The sequence below is a fragment of the Bowmanella dokdonensis genome (assembly GCF_017254865.1).
Lineage (GTDB): Bacteria > Pseudomonadota > Gammaproteobacteria > Enterobacterales > Alteromonadaceae > Bowmanella > Bowmanella dokdonensis.
This window is the reverse complement of sequence record NZ_JAFKCV010000002.1, coordinates 529,021-544,874: the sequence shown is the minus strand read 5'-3', so window position 1 is coordinate 544,874 and position 15,854 is coordinate 529,021. Positions and strand designations below refer to the sequence as shown.

The window sequence follows — 15,854 nt, the reverse complement described above, 5'->3', positions numbered from 1 at the left end:
GGATCTTCACATGTTGGGAAAACTGAATCGAAAACTGCTGTTCCTGGCCCTGTTGCTGGGCAGTGCAAGTGTACAGGCCGCCACCTGGAATATCATCTACCCCCGTCCCATGTCTGAACTGGATGACAGGACCCGTTATCCCAGGCAGTTACTGGATCTGGCCCTGCAACATACCGGGGTCAATTATAAGCTGGTGCCCAGTGATCGCATCATGCTGCAAAGCAAGGCCCTGGCGCAGTTGGAATCCAATCGTGAAGTCAACGTGGTCTGGAGTATGACCGACAATCAGCGTGAGGAAGATCTGCTGCCCATCCGCATTCCCATCTATAAGGGGCTGGTCGGTTTGCGGCTGGCGCTGGTTAAACCCAAGAACCGGGATCTGCTGGGTCAGGTCAACAGCCTGGACGCCCTGTTGGCCTTCGAGCCTATTTCCGGTCATGACTGGCCCGATACCAAAATATTACAGGCCAACGGTTTCGAAGTGATAACGGTCAGTGATTACGATGAACTGTTTGAAGCGCTGGAAAGCGAAAAGGGGAAACTCCTGCCCCGGTCAGTGGTGGAGATCTGGTATGAGTATGAAACCCATATGGACAGCCAGGCCCTGGCCATCGAACCCGGCGTGGCCCTTTACTACCCGACGGCGACATACTTCTTTGTCAATAAGAAGAACCAGGTGCTGGCGAACCTGATCGAAAACGGGCTGGAAAAAATCATCGCCAACGGCAAATTCGAGGAACTGTTCCTGTACGAGCACCAGGTCATGCTGGAAAATGCCCACCTGGACCAGCGACGCATCTTTCGCCTGAGCAATCCTATTCTGCCCGCCAACACGCCACTGGCCCGCAAGGAACTCTGGTATCCGCTGCCCTCGGTCAGCGGACAGTAAAAAGGCGGTTAAACCGCCTTTTTTATTTTTCGGTGGTGGGTTATGGCCGGCCTATCAGCCCTCGAAGCCCATGCTGAGCATGGCCCAGTCCATCAGACGTTTAAACAGACCGCCTTCCTGCACTTCCTGCAGCGTCACCAACGGATAGCTGGCCACATCTTCACCTTCCAGTTGCAGATACAGGGTGCCCACCACTTCGCCTTTAGCCAGTGGGGCTTCCAGTTTTCTATTCAGCTCAAAATTGGCTTCCAGATTTTTGCGCTGGCCACGTGGGATGGTAATGGGGGTGTCATTGATGATGCCCAGGTCCACCTGGTCCTTGTCGCCCATGTAAATCTTGTGTGAAACAAAGCTTTCACCAGCCTTGTAGGGGACAATGGTTTCAAAGAAGCGGAAACCGTACTTGAGCAGCTTGCGGTTCTCTTCCTTACGGGCTCTTTCGCTTTCTGTACCCATGACCACAGACACCAGGCGCATATCGTCCTGGGTGGCGGAGGTGATCAGGCTGTAGCCGGCTTCGGTGGTATGGCCCGTCTTGATACCATCCACATTCAGACTTCTGTCCCACAGCAGGCTGTTGCGGTTGTACTGCTTGATGCCGTTGAAGGTAAACTCTTTTTCAGAGTAGATGCCATAGACCTGCGGCACATCGCGGATCAGAGCGGCGGACAGCAAGGCCATATCGCGGGGCGAAGTATAATGCTCCGGGTCATCCAGACCATGGCTGTTGACGAAATGGCTTTCTGTCATACCCAGCTTCTGGGCATACCCGTTCATCATGCTGGCGAACGCTTCTTCACTGCCGGCAATGTGCTCGGCCATGGCCACGCAGGCGTCATTGCCTGACTGCACTATGATACCGCGAAGCAGATCTGCGACAGATATCTGCTTGCCCACTTCAATAAACATCTTGGACGATTCTGGAAAGTTCTTAGCCCATGCATTTTCCGAGACGGTCACTTTGTCCTGCAGGGAAATATTGCCCAGTTTCAGCTCCTGCCCGATGACATAGGCCGTCATGATTTTCGTCAGACTGGCAGGCGCCAGGCGAATATCGGCATTGATATCGGCGATCACCTTGCCGGTATGGAAATCCATCAGCACATAGCCCTTGGCATCCACCTCGGGGGGGCTGGGGATAACCACTGCTGCCAGGGCGTTGTAGCTGAAAAGAAGAAAAAGGATGCTGGAGAAAAATCTGGTTAAGGAGAGTTTGAAGCGTTGCATTACCCGTCCACTGTCGTTGTTATCGTTAGACTCTATCAGGCGCCTGTTGCCATTTCGGTGGGTGCCAGGACCGTCAATTGGGCGACAATATATCATCATTTGACGCTCATGTGCCGTCAATCTGGCAACTTTTGGTGCCAGGATTAGAGTGTTGGTAAGCGAAAAAGTGCCCTGATTCAGTAAATTATATCTGGGGCCGGGGTGACGGCGGTCAGTGGGGAGCGTACAGGGAGTAGGCTTTCTCATAGCCGCTGCGCTTGAGTTCACTGAGTAACTCCTGGGCGTGAGCTTCGTCATTCAGGGGACCCAGGCGCAGTCGATAGATGCCGTTTTCCGCCGGCACATGGGTGGGCACCTGGTACAGGGACTCGAGTCCCTTTGCAAGCTGCTGTACCCGGCTGGCGTCGCTCAACGCCGCTACCTGGATAAACAGCGCCTTTGGCAACTCGGTGGAGGACTTCAGGGGCGGCCGTTGCGGTTCGCCGGCGATCATCAGGGTGCCATCCTGCTCAACATGAATGGCGTCCAGCCTGACCCTGGCGGTACCTGTCTTGAGCATGTCGAGCTTCATGGCGGCGGCATAGGACAGATCAATAATGCGACTACCGTGGAAGGGCCCCCGGTCATTGACCCTCACGATGACCTGCTTGTCGTTGGCCAGGTTGGTCACTCGCACAAATGAGGGCAGGGGCAGGGTCTTGTGGGCCGCTGTCATGGCATACATATCGTAGATTTCACCATTGGACGTCAGATGACCGTGAAACTTTTGTCCATACCAGGACGCCTCACCGGTTTCCGAGTGATCACGCACAGATTGCAGGGGCGTATAGCTTTTGCCAAATACCTGATAGGGCATATTGCCCCTTTTATTGAAGGGAACGTATTCGGGCTGCGCATCCTCCAGCAGGATCTGGCCGGGCAGCCTTTTGGGCGCGGAGTCATGGCGTTGGCTGTAACGCCCGGACTGTTGCACGGCGCAGGCGTTCAGCAGCATGACAAAGAGTATTAGCGCTAAGGTTTTCATTAATCCTAATACTATTATTGTTCTGTTCCGGTTTATTGCCTCGACAACAGGCGTCGCTGGGTACCGATAGACATCAGCATGCCAAATCCGGCCAGCAAAGTCACCATGGATGTGCCTCCATAGCTTACCAGCGGCAGGGGGACGCCAACCACAGGCAGGATCCCCGACACCATGCCCATATTGACGAATACATACACGAAGAAGGTCAGGGTGATACTGCCGGCCAGTAGTTTACTGTAGGCTTCCTGGGCACGCATCGCAATCGTCATGCCCCGAATCAGGATAAAGCCATACAACACAAGCAGGGCCAGGATGCCGACAAAGCCGAACTCCTCACTGAAGACGGCAAAGATAAAGTCCGTGTGTCGTTCTGGCAGGAATTCCAGTTGTGACTGGGTACCGTGCAGCCAGCCCTTGCCGGAATAGCCGCCGGAGCCGATGGCTATCTTGGACTGGATAATGTGATAGCCGGAGCCAAGCGGATCGGACTCCGGGTTCAAAAAGGTCAGCACCCGCTGTTTCTGATAATCCTGCATCAGAAAGAACCACATTATGGGGGTAAAGCCAGACAGCAGTACCGCCACCGACCCTATCAACTTCCAGCTGACCCCGGCCAGAAAGAGCACAAAAAGACCAGAACTGGCGATCAGTAATGAGGTGCCCAGATCCGGTTGTTTGGCAATCAACAGCGTGGGGACCATCACCAGGACGAAGCCGGCCAGTATATGCATAAAGCGCGGGGGCAGGTTGTAGCGGCTGATATACCAGGCCATCATCATGGGCACGGCCAGTTTCATGATCTCCGAAGGCTGAAAGCGCATAAAACCCAGGTCGAGCCATCGTTGGGCGCCTTTGCCTATATCGCCGAATGCCAACACCGCCACCAGCAGCAGCAGGCCGGCAATATAAAAATGTATCGACAGACTGCGATAGACCAGAGGGGGGATCTGTGCGACCAGAATCATCACTGCCAGGGCAATGGCCAGCCTGACGAGCTGGCGGTTGATCAGATCCCAGTCCTGTCCACCGGCGCTGAAGATAACGAACAGGCCCACCCCCATCAACACCAGTAACCCCAACAGCAGGGGCAAATCGATATGCAGCCTCTGCCAGAGGCTGACTCTGTTGGGATCAATCCTGCTGCGTTTCATTTTTGTTCAGTACCAGGTTGAGTTTGTCTTTATCGAAGTAATAATCCATTACGGCCCGTGCGATCGGCGCTGCCTGGGAACTGCCGCCACCGGCATTCTCCATCGCCACAGTGACCACAATCTGTGGGTTGTCGTAAGGGGCGTAGCCGATATACATGGCGTTGTCCCGGTGTCGCTCGGCAATTTTCTCCGCATCGTATTCCTCATCCTCGGCGATACTGATGACCTGAGCCGTCCCTGTCTTGCCGGCCGACACATAAGGGGTGTCGATAAATGCTTTGCGCGCGGTGCCGTGTTCGCGATTGACCGTACCGTACATGGCGTCCAGCACCACTTCCCAGTTCAAGGGATCCTTGAGCTGCATCGGCGCCAGTTCCTTGGGCGGAGTGGCCACTATCTGACCTTCCTGGTAACGGCCTCTGAGTAATTGCGGCACGTAACGGGTGCCCTTGTTGACCAGCACGGTGACCGACTTGGCCAACTGCAGCGGGGTGGTGGTCCATAGCCCCTGGCCGATCCCCACATTGATGGTGTCGCCTATGTACCAGGGCTGGTTGTGCCTGGCCCGTTTCCACCCCCGGCTGGGCAGATTGGCGTCGGATTCCTCGTAAAGGTCGATGCCGGTGTAATCGCCAAAACCGAACTCGCTCATCAGGGTACTGATACTGTCTATACCCAGGCGATAGGCAAGATCATAGAAAAAGGTGTCACAGGAGACCTCGATGGCCTTGGTCACATCCACCCAGCCATGCCCCCATTTTTTCCAGTCCCGCCAGGGGCGCTGCACATTCTTGAGCTGATAAGTGCCGCGATCAAACAATCGGGTCTGGGGGGTGATCACCCCTTCCTCCAGTCCCAGCAGGGCCAGGTGCGGCTTGACCGTCGAGGCCGGGGGATATTGGCCCTGGGTGGCGCGGTTAAGTAAGGGGCTGTCATTGGACTGCAACTTGGCGTATGCCTTCGAACTGATCCCATGGACAAAGAGGTTGGGGTCGTAACTGGGGTTACTGTACAAGGCCAGTACGCCGCCGTCGCGGGGATCGATAGCGACCACCGAACCCCGGTAGTTCTCCATCAGATTGCGGATTACCTGTTGCAGACGGACATCCACATTCAACACCAGATCCTCCCCCGGCACCGGCGGCTGGAATTCCAGTGTCCGTATGATGCGGCCCTGGTTGTTGACCTCCACTTCCTGATAACCCACCACTCCGTGCAGACTGTCCTCGTGGAATTTCTCCACCCCCAGCTTGCCGATATTGTAGGTGGCGGCGTAGTTGTCCTCCTGACCAGCCTCGGTGAGCTTCTGCAGATCCCGCTTGTTGATCTTGGACACATAGCCGAGCATATGGGTCAGGGTTTCGCCATAGGGGTAGTGGCGGGTCAGACGGGCCTCCACCGATACGCCGGGGTACTTGTGCTGGTTAGCCGCAAACAATGCCACTTCCTGCTCTGTCAGTCGGTTTCTCAGAGCCACCGGCTTGAAGCGTCGCTGGCTTTTCAGTTCCTGGCGGAAATCCTCCATCTCTTCAACGGAGATGGACAGTAAATCACTGAGCGCGGCCAGGGTGGCGTCCAGGTCTTCCACTTCCTCTGGGATCACTTCAAGACTGAAGGAAGGCCTGTTTTCCGCCAGCAGCACCCCGTTGCGGTCGTAAATCAGGCCACGGTTGGGTGCCACAGGCAAAATCTTGATCCTGTTGCCGTTGGATCGGGTCTGGTAGTCCTGAAAGCGGGTAACCTGCAGATAGTAAAGATTGCTGACCAGCACAAACAGCAGGGCGCCGATGCCGAGCAGCGCAATCAGGCTGCGCCGGGCAAACAGATTGGCCTCGGCGCTGTGGTCGCGGATGGTAATGCGTTTTACCGGCATGGTCAGTCAGAATCTCTATACAACAACAGCTTATTCCCGGTGATAGGGGTGATTGGTATTTAATGACCAGGCCCGGTACAGGCTCTCGGCCAACAATACCCTGACCAATGGATGGGGCAAGGTCAGGGGCGACAGGGACCACTTCTGTTCCGCCGCCGCGATACAGTCAGGCGCCAGGCCTTCGGGGCCTCCCACCAGCAGGCTCACATCCCGGCCGTCCATCTGCCATCTTGAAAGTTGCCCGGCCAATTGATGGGTATCCCAGGGCCTGCCGGCTACCTCCAGGGTCACAATGCGGTTGCCTTTTGGCACCGCCGCCAGCATTTGCTCTCCTTCCCTTTGCAGAATACGGACGATGTCGGCATTTTTGCCGCGCTTGCCGGCCGGTATCTCGGTCAATTGCAATGGCATATCGGGAGGAAAGCGCCGGGCATATTCGCTAAAACCCTGTTCCACCCAGGACGGCATCTTGCTACCGACCGCAATCAATTGGATACGCATCGCGGATCAGTCTCCCGCCTGCACACTCAGCCCCAGAGCTTTTCAAGTTGGTAGAAATCCCGGGCTTCATCCTGCATCACGTGCAATATCAGCTCTCCAAAATCCACCAGTACCCATTCTCCGGTATCCTGACCTTCCACGCTCAGGGGCTTGAGACCCACCTGTTTGGCTTCCGTCACTACCTTGTCTGCGATTGACACCACATGGCGCTTGGAGTTCCCGGAACAGACCAGCATGGTGTCAGTAATGCTGGATTTTTCCTTCACGTCCAGGTCGACAATGTGGCGACCTTTCAAATCTTCAATCTTGTCGATAACAAACTGTTTGAGTTGCTGATGTTCCAAAGGGTCTCCTGATTAAAAGTTTTCAGTTTTCAGTTTTCAGTTTTCAGTTTTCAGTTTTCAGTTTTCAGTTTTCAGTTTTCAGATGCCCGGTTGGCAGTAAAAGGCAAAGGCCGTAAGTTGACTCCTCACTCCTCACTCCTCACTCCTCACACCATAAAGCCCATGTAGTTGAATATAGGCCAACACCTCCTCCGGCAACAGATCTGTTGCCTCGCCCCGCGCTAAGGACCCGCGCAGTTCAGTGGAGGAAATAGCCAGTTCACGGGTGTCGGCCAGATAGATAAGGCCTGCCGGCTTTTCCTTCAGGTGGCGGGCGTCCCGGGTCCGGTGTTGTTCCAGCAGGCGGCTGACATCCGGATTGAAGCTGGCCAGGCAGTCGCCCCGTCGGCAAACCACCAAATGACAGAGGGTCAGGATTTCCTGCCATCTGTGCCAGGAGTTGAGATTTTTTAGCGAATCCAGGCCGATAAAAAACACCAGAGGCCTGTTGCCTTCTTCACGCCGGTATTCATTCAGGGTATCGACGCTGTAGGAAGGGCTATCACGTCGCAATTCCCTGTCATCCAGTTCAAACAGGGGCCACTTTGCGCAAACCAGTCTGACCATGGCCAGACGCTGTGCCGCACTGACCGTGGGGGTGGCCTTATGAGCCGGAATATGGCAGGGCAGCAGTTTCACCCTGTGCAGGCCGATTTCTCGCGCTGCGTCGGTAACGGGCAGCAAGTGACCAAGATGAACGGGATCGAAGGTGCCGCCGAAGATCCCCAGTGGCGTCTGCACCTGGCCTCCTTCAGTCCGGCTCATCCGTAGTCCAGCTCCAGTGCGTCCAGCGGCATGGGCACGAACAACAGACACAGATGGCAGAGCTCCACATAGGGACGAGCCAGTGAAGATTGCTTCAGTGCCTTGTCCAGTCTGGCCAGTCTGGTTTGCAGGACTTCAAGATGGTGGCTGTTCAGCCGTTGCAGGGCACTGTGGTAAAGACCCTGGCGGTTGCTCCAGATACGCTGCGCATTGAAAAGCTGATTCAGGCTCTGACCCTGCCCGCTGGCAAAGCGCAGGGTGGACAGGGTCTGCCATTCCCTTACCAGTGCCCAGAGCACGATAGTGGGTTCCACCCCTTCGCTTTCCAGCCGGTACAGCATTTTAACCGCCCGCTGGGCGTCGCCGGCCAGCAGTACATCCACCAGTTGGAAGACATTGAAACGGGACTGGTCGACCAGCGCCTGTTCGGCCTGTTCCAGGCTTATTATGCCTTTGGGGTAGAGCAGGGTAAGCTTTTCAATTTCCTGCCTGGCGGCCAGCAGGTTACCCTCGCAGTAGTCACACAACAGGCCGATGAGCTCCGGTGTTGGTTGCAGGCCATGACGACGCATCCTGTCGTTTATCCAGCCACTTAATTGCTTTCCCTCCAGAGGATAACAGGGCACATAGAGTCCGTTTTTTTCCAGGCTCTTGAACCACTTGGTATTCTGCACGTCCTTGCCGATGCGTCCCCCGTGAATCAGCAGCAACACATCCGGATTCGGTTTGTCGGCCAGGGACTGCAGTACTTTGGCGCCCTCGGCGCCCGGCTTGCCGGTGGGGAGCTCCAGCTCGATGAGTTGCCGGGAAGTAAACAGCGACAGAGTAAGGGTCGCCTCAATCAAATGATTCCAGTTAAAGCCGGCATCGGCCACCAGACTCTGACGCTCGTCAAAACCCTGCTGACGCGCCGTTTGCCGGATGACCTCGATAGATTCCAGCTTTTGCTGGGGCTCGTCGCCAAAGATCAGGTAACAGGACATCAGGCCTTTGCCAAGCACCTCCGAAAGCCGGTTAGGGTAGCTTTGCATCAGTTGCTGGCGCCGCTCAGGCGACTGAGCTGACGGATAATACGATCCGACGCCCGTTCCCGCAGTTCATCCAGAATCAGGTTCAACTCACGGGACTTGGCCAGTACCGCATTGGGATCGTCCTGATATTCCCGGCTCAGATCAAATTCGAACAACTGGGCGTCCCGGCCGGGCTGTTTGACTTCGAAGCGAATATGGTAGTTGAGCTCGTATTCGGCCACCTGACCGGTGGCAAAGAGTGACAACAGACTTCGATCCAGACGCTCAGGGTAGAGGTAGACGGTTGGGACCTGTTCGTCTGCCGTCGCCAGTATTTCCACCGAATAGCGTTGCAGTCTGTCCTTAAAGGCCCTTACCAGCGGCGCATGGGGATTGTCACTTGCCACATGCAGGCGGCTGAAATGTTCATCCAGCAGGTCCTTGCCACGCAAATGAAAACCGCAGGCACTGATTAACAGGCCGGCCAGCAATACCCCTCCCCAGCGCCACAGGTTCATCAGTTGGCCACAATGTTAAGCAGTTTGCCCGGCACATAGATGACCTTGCGCAGGACTTTGCCGTCGGTATGCTGACGGATGTTTTCCTGCGCCATGGCCAGGCTTTGTACCTGCTCCTGAGTAGCGTCGGCCGGCACGGTCAGCTTGGCGCGTACCTTGCCATTCACCTGCACTACCACCAGTTTTTCATCTTCAACCAAGGCCGACTCATCGGCTACCGGCCAGGGACTTTGCTCGATGTCCTGCGTCTTGCCCAATTGCTTCCACAGGGTATGACAGATGTGCGGGGTGATGGGATTGAGCAGGGCGACCATCACTTCAATGGCTTCACGCATGACTGCCCTGTCCTGATCCTCGGCCTGTGATGCCTTCTGTAAATGATTGAGCAGCTCCATCACCGCTGCGATTGCTGTGTTGAAGGTTTGCCGGCGGCCCAGATCGTCGCTGACCTTAACGATGGTCTTGTGCACTTCCCGGCGCAGTGCTTTTTGTTCATTGTTCAGGGCCTGGCGGTCAAGGGCAGGTGCGTCGCCCAGGGCAAGGTGCTCCTGGACCAGTTTCCACAGGCGCTTGAGGAAGCGGTTGGCTCCTTCCACCCCAGAGTCCAGCCATTCCAGAGTCTGCTCGGGCGGGGCGGCGAACATAGTGAAGAGGCGGATGGTGTCGGCGCCGTACTGGTCTATCACTTCCTGGGGGTTGATGCCGTTGTTCTTGGATTTGGACATCTTGGTCATGCCACCATGAATGACCTCCTGGCCGTCCTTGCGCAACACCGCCCTCACAATACGACCTTTTTCGTCCTTCTCCACATCCACATCGGCAGGGGAATACCAGGTCTTGGCGCCTTTGGCGTCTTCGCGGTAGAAAGAGTCAGCCAGCACCATGCCCTGGCAGAGCAGACGCTTAAAGGGTTCATCCGAGTCCACCAGACCTTCGTCACGCAACAGTTTATGGAAAAAACGGGAATACAGCAGGTGCAAAATAGCGTGCTCTATGCCGCCAATATACTGATCCACCGGCAGCCAGTAGTTGGCTTCGGTGCTGTCCAGCATGCCGTCCTGGTACTGGGCGCTGCAGTAGCGGGCATAATACCAGGAGGACTCCATAAAGGTGTCGAAGGTATCGGTTTCCCGCTCGGCGGCCTGTCCCTGGTATTGGGTCTTGCGCCAGGTGGGATCAGCCTTGATGGGGGAGGTCACCCCATCCATCACCACATCTTCGGGCAGTCTGACCGGCAGATCACCGACCGGTACGGGCACGGACTGACCATTATCCAGGTTCAGCATGGGAATGGGCGCGCCCCAATAACGCTGGCGCGATACACCCCAGTCACGCAGCCGGTAATTGACCTTGCGGCTGCCTTTTCCCTGTTCAATCAGGGTCTCGGCTATGGCATCGAAGGCCTGCTCTGAGTCCAGCCCGTCAAACTTGCCGGAATTCACCAGGGTGCCTTTTTCTGTGTAGGCGCCCTGACCGAGATCCACCTTGCTGTGGTCTAGGGGCTGGATAACCTGTCTTATTTCCAGGCCATATTTGCTGGCAAACTCCCAGTCCCGCTGATCGTGACCGGGGACTGCCATCACGGCGCCTGAACCGTAATCCATCAGCACGAAATTGGCCACCCAAACCGGTACTGCCTCGCCGGTCAGCGGATGCACAGCATACAAGCCGGTGGCACAGCCTTTTTTCTCCATAGTGGCCAGTTCCGCCTCGGCGACCTTGGTGTTCTTGCACTCTTCGATAAAGGCGGCCAGTTTGGGATTCGTCCTGGCCGCTTCCAGCGCCAGCGGGTGCTGGGCCGCCAGGGCCACATAGGTGACGCCCATCAGGGTATCGGGGCGGGTGGTATAGATATCGAAGTGATTCTCGCTGCCTTCCACCTGGAAGGTCATTTCGATACCTTCTGAGCGGCCAATCCAGTTGCGCTGCATGGCGCGCACCTGATCGGGCCAGTCATCCAGCTTGTCCAGATCGGCCAGCAATTGCTCTGCGTAGTCGGTGATCTTGATAAACCACTGAGGAATCTCCTTCTGTTCCACCAGGGCACCGGAGCGCCAGCCGCGGCCGTCAATCACCTGTTCGTTGGCCAGCACGGTCTGATCGACGGGATCCCAGTTGACCGTGGCATTTTTACGATACACCAGGCCCTTCTCGTACAAACGGGTGAAGAACCATTGCTCCCAGCGGTAATACTCCGGTTTGCAGGTCGCCACTTCACGGCTCCAGTCGTAACCGAATCCCAGTGACTTTAGCTGATTCTTCATATAGTCGATGTTGGCATAGGTCCATTTGGCCGGCGCCGTCTTATTGTCGATGGCGGCGTTTTCCGCCGGCAGGCCAAACGCATCCCAGCCCATGGGCTGCAACACATTCTTGCCCTGCATGCGCTGGAAACGGGCCACCACATCGCCGATGGTATAGTTGCGTACATGGCCCATATGCAACCGGCCGCTGGGATAGGGAAACATGGAGAGGCAGTAGAACTTTTCTTTGCTGTTATCGGGTTTGGCCCTGAACAGGCCGCTCTCTTCCCAGTATCGCTGTGCTGCTTGTTCGATCTGTTGGGGATGGTACTGTCTTTCCATTAATTTCCGGTTCCGGTTAACTGTGTTTTTTATCCGCCAATCCGCGCCGGCAGGCGTTGCGGATACCGCTTTGAAGCTTTTTCCAGGGCCAGTTGTCAGGGCCCTGCGGGTATTCCCCCAAAAAGGAGAGCCGTCTTTTGGCCGGCCGGTGGCCGCCAAGCCCCATAGAATACCCGACAGCGGCACCAGGGAACAATAGCAAGGGGGGATTTGCCCTTGCCGGAGACCGATTCCTTTGACCTATACTGAATTCACAGGCCGGTATCTACCAATCGGAGTAAGGAGTCCTGATGAATAACCCCAAGTCCCGCTATGATGAGTTGCTCGAAGAAATGTCCGACTGGGTCAGACAATCGGTCCGCCAGGATGTGCTGACGCTGATGGAAATCAAGCGCCGGGCTCGTCAGTATCTGCAGGCGGCAGAAGATCTGAGCAAGGAAGAGATGGAGGCGCTGGAAAATACGCTGACCCGTGACCTGGATACCTTTGTTGCCCACTGGCAACGTGATGCGGATCGCTCGCCCTGGTGGCAGGCCACCAAGGACAAGTTGTGGTCGCTGCTGGCCGATGCGTCAGATAAGTCCCAACTGGCCATGAGCGAATCCATGCGGGATGTGCAGCATCAGGGTATTTATAAGGCAGGAGAACAGGTGGCTCTGGGTGAGCTGGAATGCACCCGCTGCCATAACCGGCACCAGGTCCTGCATGTGGAGACTATCCAGCCCTGCCTGGAATGCGGCCATAACCGTTTTTCCCGGGTATTGTGACGGATGCCGAAGGAGCCCGGTGGTCAGTCCTGACCGTCGGGCACAGAAAGTGGCAGAATCCTTGCTTTAGTGTTTATCCGGGCAAAAACAGTGCAATTGGATAACCGCAGGAGCGCAACATGCAAAGCAGGGACTTATGGGTGGATTATGCCAAGGCCATCGGCATTATTCTGGTGGTCTATGGGCACGTGGCCCGGGGGTTGCAAAAAGCCGGCATCGGCATGCCTGAGTCCACCTTCCTGTTGCTTGACAGCCTGGTTTACAGTTTTCACATGCCGCTGTTTTTCTTCCTCTCCGGATTGTTCTTCCAGGCCTCCTTTGCCCGGCGCGGGGCAGGCCCCCTGGTCTGGAGTAAGGTCGACACCCTGGTCTATCCCTACCTTTTGTGGTCGTTGATCCAGGGCAGTGTAGAGGTGTCTCTGTCAGCTTATACCAACGGCAACCTGGGTTTTGGCGCGGTTTTCCAACTCTGGTGGCCCAGGGCCCAGTTCTGGTTTCTGTATGCGTTATTTGCGATTTTTCTGGTGGCCACCCTTATCCAGGCCATGGCGGGGCGCATGGCCCTGTCGCTGATGCTGATACTGAGCCTGGTGTTGTACAGCATCGCCCTGGTGATCCCGGTCAATTTCCTGCTCGGTAGTCTGTTTACCCATATGGTCTTCTTCGTTGGCGGCATGTCGTTTTCCCTCTATGCCAATCAGGACTGGTTCGCAAAGGGCAAGACCTGTGCGTTGCTGCTTGGATTGTTTGTGCTGGGCCAGGCCGGGTTTCACCTGTTGCTTGACCTGCACTACAGCAATAAGGGCGGCGCTGCACTGCTGCTGGCCATGCTGTCCATTGCCACCGTGGTCAGCATATCCATGCAACTGGCCCGGACGTCGCGTAAATGGCTGCTATTGCTCGGAACCGGCTCCATGGCTATTTACCTGATGCATATTCTTGCTGGCAGCGGCGTGAGGGTATTATTGCAGAAGGTGCTCGGCATAGAGTCCCTGCCGGTACATTTGCTGATGGGCTGTTTGGCCGGATTGTGGCTGCCGGTACTGGTGCTGAAGCTGGCCGATTGGCTGGGCATTCCCTATCTGCTGTCGGCTCCCGTCAGCCGCTGGCTGCGCCGGCCGCAGCAGAAACTGCGGCAGGCGGACTAGGGCGTGTTTATCTTTCATATTGACGCTCTGCTGGAGGCCATTTTTTTGCCCAGCAAGGAAGAAGAAGTGCGGTTTAGTGGGCCTAAATAAGCGACTGATGACGCTGCTGGACGGAAAAATGGCCCCAGCCCGAAGGGTTGAGGCTAAAAATCCCTCACTCAGCGTTGCTCCCAACTTGTTTAGATGGCTAAACGGCGTTACTCGCGCCTTGATTGAGTGGTTTTTAGCTCTCAACAGAGACCAATATGAAAGATAAACACGCCCTAGTAAGCATTGCGGTCCGTAAACCCCTTGAACAGGGTCATCAGGATAATGCGTATATCCAGCCAAACGGACCAGCTGTGGATATAGTCCAGGTCGTATTCCACCCGTTTCATCATCTTGTTGACTGTCTCGGTCTCGCCGCGAAAGCCGTTGATCTGCGCCCAGCCGGTGATGCCGGGCAGCACTTTGTGCCTGAGCATGTAACCTTCGATTAACTTCCGGTATTCCTCGTTGTGGGCCACGGCGTGGGGCCTGGGACCGACAATCGACATGCGTCCCTGCAGAACATTGATGAACTGTGGCAGTTCGTCCAGGGAAGTGCGCCGCAAAAAGGCACCCAATGGAGTAATGCGGGCGTCATTCCTGGTGGCCTGCCTGACCTGATTACCATTGTCCTGGGTGGTCATAGAGCGGAACTTGTAAACGATAATGGGTCTGCCCCCCAGGCCGTAACGGGTTTGTTTAAAGATCACCGGTCCGGGTGAGGTGAGCTTGACCGCTGCGGCAATCACCAGCATGGGCAGGGCGATCAGGGTCAGTATCAGGGAGGACAACAGGATATCCTCCATGCGTTTGAGTATATGGTTTGGGCCCTCAAACGGGGTATCGAAGATACTCAGGATTTGCAGTGAACCTATGGTTTGCCAGCGCGAATTGAGCAGGTTGTAGATAAAGAAATTAGGAATGATATACACATTTGCTGTGGTATCGCTGCATTGCTGGAGAATATCAGTAATGCGTTGTTCCGCGCTCATGGGCATGGCGATATAGATATAGTCCACTTCGTTGGCCCTGGCTTTTTCAATGGCCTCCTCAATGCTGCCCAGGGTCTGTTCACGCAGCTCATAGGGCAGCCGTTGCTCGTCCCTGTCATCGAAGAAGCCGGCAAAGCGGATACCCAGGTGCTCGTTGTCCTCCAGTTGCCTGGCCAGACTGTAGGCCAGCTTGTTCGAGCCGATGACGATAGCGGTACGGGTATTGTGGCCATTCTTACGGTAGGCCCGCAGCAAACGGCGAAACAGCAGACGCCAGCCGGTCAGCACCGGAAACAAGCCCAGCAGCCAGGTCAGAATAAAGCGGTTGGGGTAGGGGATGAGGTGGGCAAAAAAGTAGGCGCAGGACAGGGTGACCAGACCGGTCAGAAGCCAGGCCACGGCTGTCATCCTGATCATCAGGATAGTTGAGGAGGTTCGCCAGGAGCGATACAGATCCAATGCCTCGGCGCTGACCATATACCCCACTATGCAGACGAATAAGGGAATCAGACTGCGGCTGTTGATGTCCAACTGCTGTAAGTACAGCAGGCTGAAATACAGCAGGGAAATCAATACCAGGTCGACCAGCCGGTAGGCAGTGGAAAATCCACTCTGGTACGACTGAATAATGCCCTTGGACTTATTGGTTCTGATGGATAGTAACGACATGCTTTCACCTCCCTGGGAATGCGCTTCCACTGACGATTCCTTTAACTGTCAGTTGGACTGGCAAGGCCAATAATCGAATCGAAAGGAGCAAAGCCGCACCTGTCTGTCGCCGTCTGGCAACAGGTTGGGTGATTTCGGTCTTTGGCTGCATGAAGGCATGTGCTCGCCGGTGATCCGCTGACACAATCGGCTGAAAATGGTAGATCGTCGTTCTAACGCGACACCTGCCTGTTCCAGCCCTGATCTGGTGACCAGCCGAACGTCGTCCGTTGCACCTTTTTCCCGCTTTTCAAGGATCTTCGTCCGGGTATCGGGTCGGATGCCT

Annotated in this window: 14 protein-coding genes; 3 read left to right on the top strand and 11 right to left on the bottom strand. The window is 55.8% G+C overall.

All coding sequences use genetic code 11. The features are described from left to right. Positions 1-10: 10 nt before the first annotated feature. On the top strand, positions 11-889 hold the full coding sequence (locus J0A66_RS05690) for a transporter substrate-binding domain-containing protein (protein WP_206572809.1): 879 nt from the start codon (positions 11-13) through the stop codon (positions 887-889). 54 nt (positions 890-943) lie between these two features. Here J0A66_RS05690 and J0A66_RS05685 read toward each other — a convergent pair whose 3' ends face one another. The 10 genes from J0A66_RS05685 to leuS form a co-directional block, all read right to left on the bottom strand. Next, positions 944-2,116: a serine hydrolase gene (locus tag J0A66_RS05685; protein WP_206572808.1), complete on the bottom strand. Its 1,173-nt coding sequence runs from the start codon at positions 2,114-2,116 to the stop codon at positions 944-946. Between the two features lie 211 nt (positions 2,117-2,327). Further along, positions 2,328-3,140, bottom strand: a complete 813-nt coding sequence (locus J0A66_RS05680; RefSeq protein ID WP_206572807.1) for a septal ring lytic transglycosylase RlpA family protein — start codon at positions 3,138-3,140, stop codon at positions 2,328-2,330. Positions 3,141-3,172: 32 nt separating this feature from the next. Beyond that, positions 3,173-4,291 (bottom strand): rod shape-determining protein RodA, encoded by a 1,119-nt coding sequence (rodA, locus tag J0A66_RS05675; protein WP_206572806.1) that lies wholly within the window; start codon positions 4,289-4,291, stop codon positions 3,173-3,175. Next, positions 4,272-6,164: a penicillin-binding protein 2 gene (mrdA, locus tag J0A66_RS05670; protein ID WP_206572805.1), complete on the bottom strand. Its 1,893-nt coding sequence runs from the start codon at positions 6,162-6,164 to the stop codon at positions 4,272-4,274. The genes rodA and mrdA overlap by 20 nt, the downstream gene beginning before the upstream one ends. 30 nt (positions 6,165-6,194) lie before the next feature. Next, complete coding sequence (rlmH, locus tag J0A66_RS05665; protein WP_206572804.1) at positions 6,195-6,665, bottom strand: 23S rRNA (pseudouridine(1915)-N(3))-methyltransferase RlmH; 471 nt, start codon at positions 6,663-6,665, stop codon at positions 6,195-6,197. A gap of 26 nt (positions 6,666-6,691) precedes the next feature. Further along, positions 6,692-7,009, bottom strand: coding sequence for a ribosome silencing factor (gene rsfS / locus J0A66_RS05660; RefSeq protein WP_206572803.1), 318 nt, complete (start codon positions 7,007-7,009; stop codon positions 6,692-6,694). Between the two features lie 132 nt (positions 7,010-7,141). After that, on the bottom strand, positions 7,142-7,813 hold the full coding sequence (gene nadD / locus J0A66_RS05655; protein WP_206572802.1) for a nicotinate-nucleotide adenylyltransferase: 672 nt from the start codon (positions 7,811-7,813) through the stop codon (positions 7,142-7,144). Next, positions 7,810-8,844: a DNA polymerase III subunit delta gene (holA, locus tag J0A66_RS05650; RefSeq protein ID WP_206572801.1), complete on the bottom strand. Its 1,035-nt coding sequence runs from the start codon at positions 8,842-8,844 to the stop codon at positions 7,810-7,812. Before holA ends, nadD begins: the two co-directional genes overlap by 4 nt. Further along, the gene (locus J0A66_RS05645) at positions 8,844-9,341 is read right to left on the bottom strand and encodes an LPS-assembly lipoprotein LptE (protein ID WP_206572800.1); all 498 of its coding nucleotides are present in this window, start codon (positions 9,339-9,341) and stop codon (positions 8,844-8,846) included. The genes holA and J0A66_RS05645 overlap by 1 nt, the downstream gene beginning before the upstream one ends. Continuing rightward, positions 9,341-11,926 carry a leucine--tRNA ligase gene (gene leuS / locus J0A66_RS05640; RefSeq protein ID WP_206572799.1) on the bottom strand — a complete coding sequence of 862 codons (2,586 nt, stop codon included), beginning with the start codon at positions 11,924-11,926 and terminating at the stop codon, positions 9,341-9,343. Before leuS ends, J0A66_RS05645 begins: the two co-directional genes overlap by 1 nt. A 290-nt stretch (positions 11,927-12,216) precedes the next feature. On the opposite strand from leuS, the gene J0A66_RS05635 reads away from it, so the two are divergent. Then, positions 12,217-12,693: a zinc ribbon-containing protein gene (locus J0A66_RS05635; protein WP_206572798.1), complete on the top strand. Its 477-nt coding sequence runs from the start codon at positions 12,217-12,219 to the stop codon at positions 12,691-12,693. Positions 12,694-12,812: 119 nt separating this feature from the next. Then, positions 12,813-13,841, top strand: a complete 1,029-nt coding sequence (locus J0A66_RS05630; RefSeq protein ID WP_206572797.1) for an acyltransferase family protein — start codon at positions 12,813-12,815, stop codon at positions 13,839-13,841. Between the two features lie 263 nt (positions 13,842-14,104). Here J0A66_RS05630 and J0A66_RS05625 read toward each other — a convergent pair whose 3' ends face one another. Beyond that, positions 14,105-15,529: an undecaprenyl-phosphate glucose phosphotransferase gene (locus J0A66_RS05625; RefSeq protein ID WP_206572796.1), complete on the bottom strand. Its 1,425-nt coding sequence runs from the start codon at positions 15,527-15,529 to the stop codon at positions 14,105-14,107. Positions 15,530-15,854 lie beyond the last annotated feature (325 nt).

Excerpts from the sequence above, each read along its gene's own strand:
- J0A66_RS05630 (WP_206572797.1), top strand. The coding sequence starts at position 12,813 with ATGCAAAGCAGGGACTTATGGGTGGATTATGCCAAGGCCATCGGCATT.
- nadD (WP_206572802.1), bottom strand. The coding sequence starts at position 7,813 with ATGAGCCGGACTGAAGGAGGCCAGGTGCAGACGCCACTGGGGATCTTC.
- J0A66_RS05635 (WP_206572798.1), top strand. The coding sequence starts at position 12,217 with ATGAATAACCCCAAGTCCCGCTATGATGAGTTGCTCGAAGAAATGTCC.
- leuS (WP_206572799.1), bottom strand. The coding sequence starts at position 11,926 with ATGGAAAGACAGTACCATCCCCAACAGATCGAACAAGCAGCACAGCGA.
- rlmH (WP_206572804.1), bottom strand. The coding sequence starts at position 6,665 with ATGCGTATCCAATTGATTGCGGTCGGTAGCAAGATGCCGTCCTGGGTG.
- holA (WP_206572801.1), bottom strand. The coding sequence starts at position 8,844 with ATGCAAAGCTACCCTAACCGGCTTTCGGAGGTGCTTGGCAAAGGCCTG.
- rodA (WP_206572806.1), bottom strand. The coding sequence starts at position 4,291 with ATGAAACGCAGCAGGATTGATCCCAACAGAGTCAGCCTCTGGCAGAGG.
- J0A66_RS05680 (WP_206572807.1), bottom strand. The coding sequence starts at position 3,140 with ATGAAAACCTTAGCGCTAATACTCTTTGTCATGCTGCTGAACGCCTGC.
- J0A66_RS05690 (WP_206572809.1), top strand. The coding sequence starts at position 11 with ATGTTGGGAAAACTGAATCGAAAACTGCTGTTCCTGGCCCTGTTGCTG.
- J0A66_RS05685 (WP_206572808.1), bottom strand. The coding sequence starts at position 2,116 with ATGCAACGCTTCAAACTCTCCTTAACCAGATTTTTCTCCAGCATCCTT.
- mrdA (WP_206572805.1), bottom strand. The coding sequence starts at position 6,164 with ATGCCGGTAAAACGCATTACCATCCGCGACCACAGCGCCGAGGCCAAT.
- J0A66_RS05645 (WP_206572800.1), bottom strand. The coding sequence starts at position 9,341 with ATGAACCTGTGGCGCTGGGGAGGGGTATTGCTGGCCGGCCTGTTAATC.
- J0A66_RS05625 (WP_206572796.1), bottom strand. The coding sequence starts at position 15,529 with ATGTCGTTACTATCCATCAGAACCAATAAGTCCAAGGGCATTATTCAG.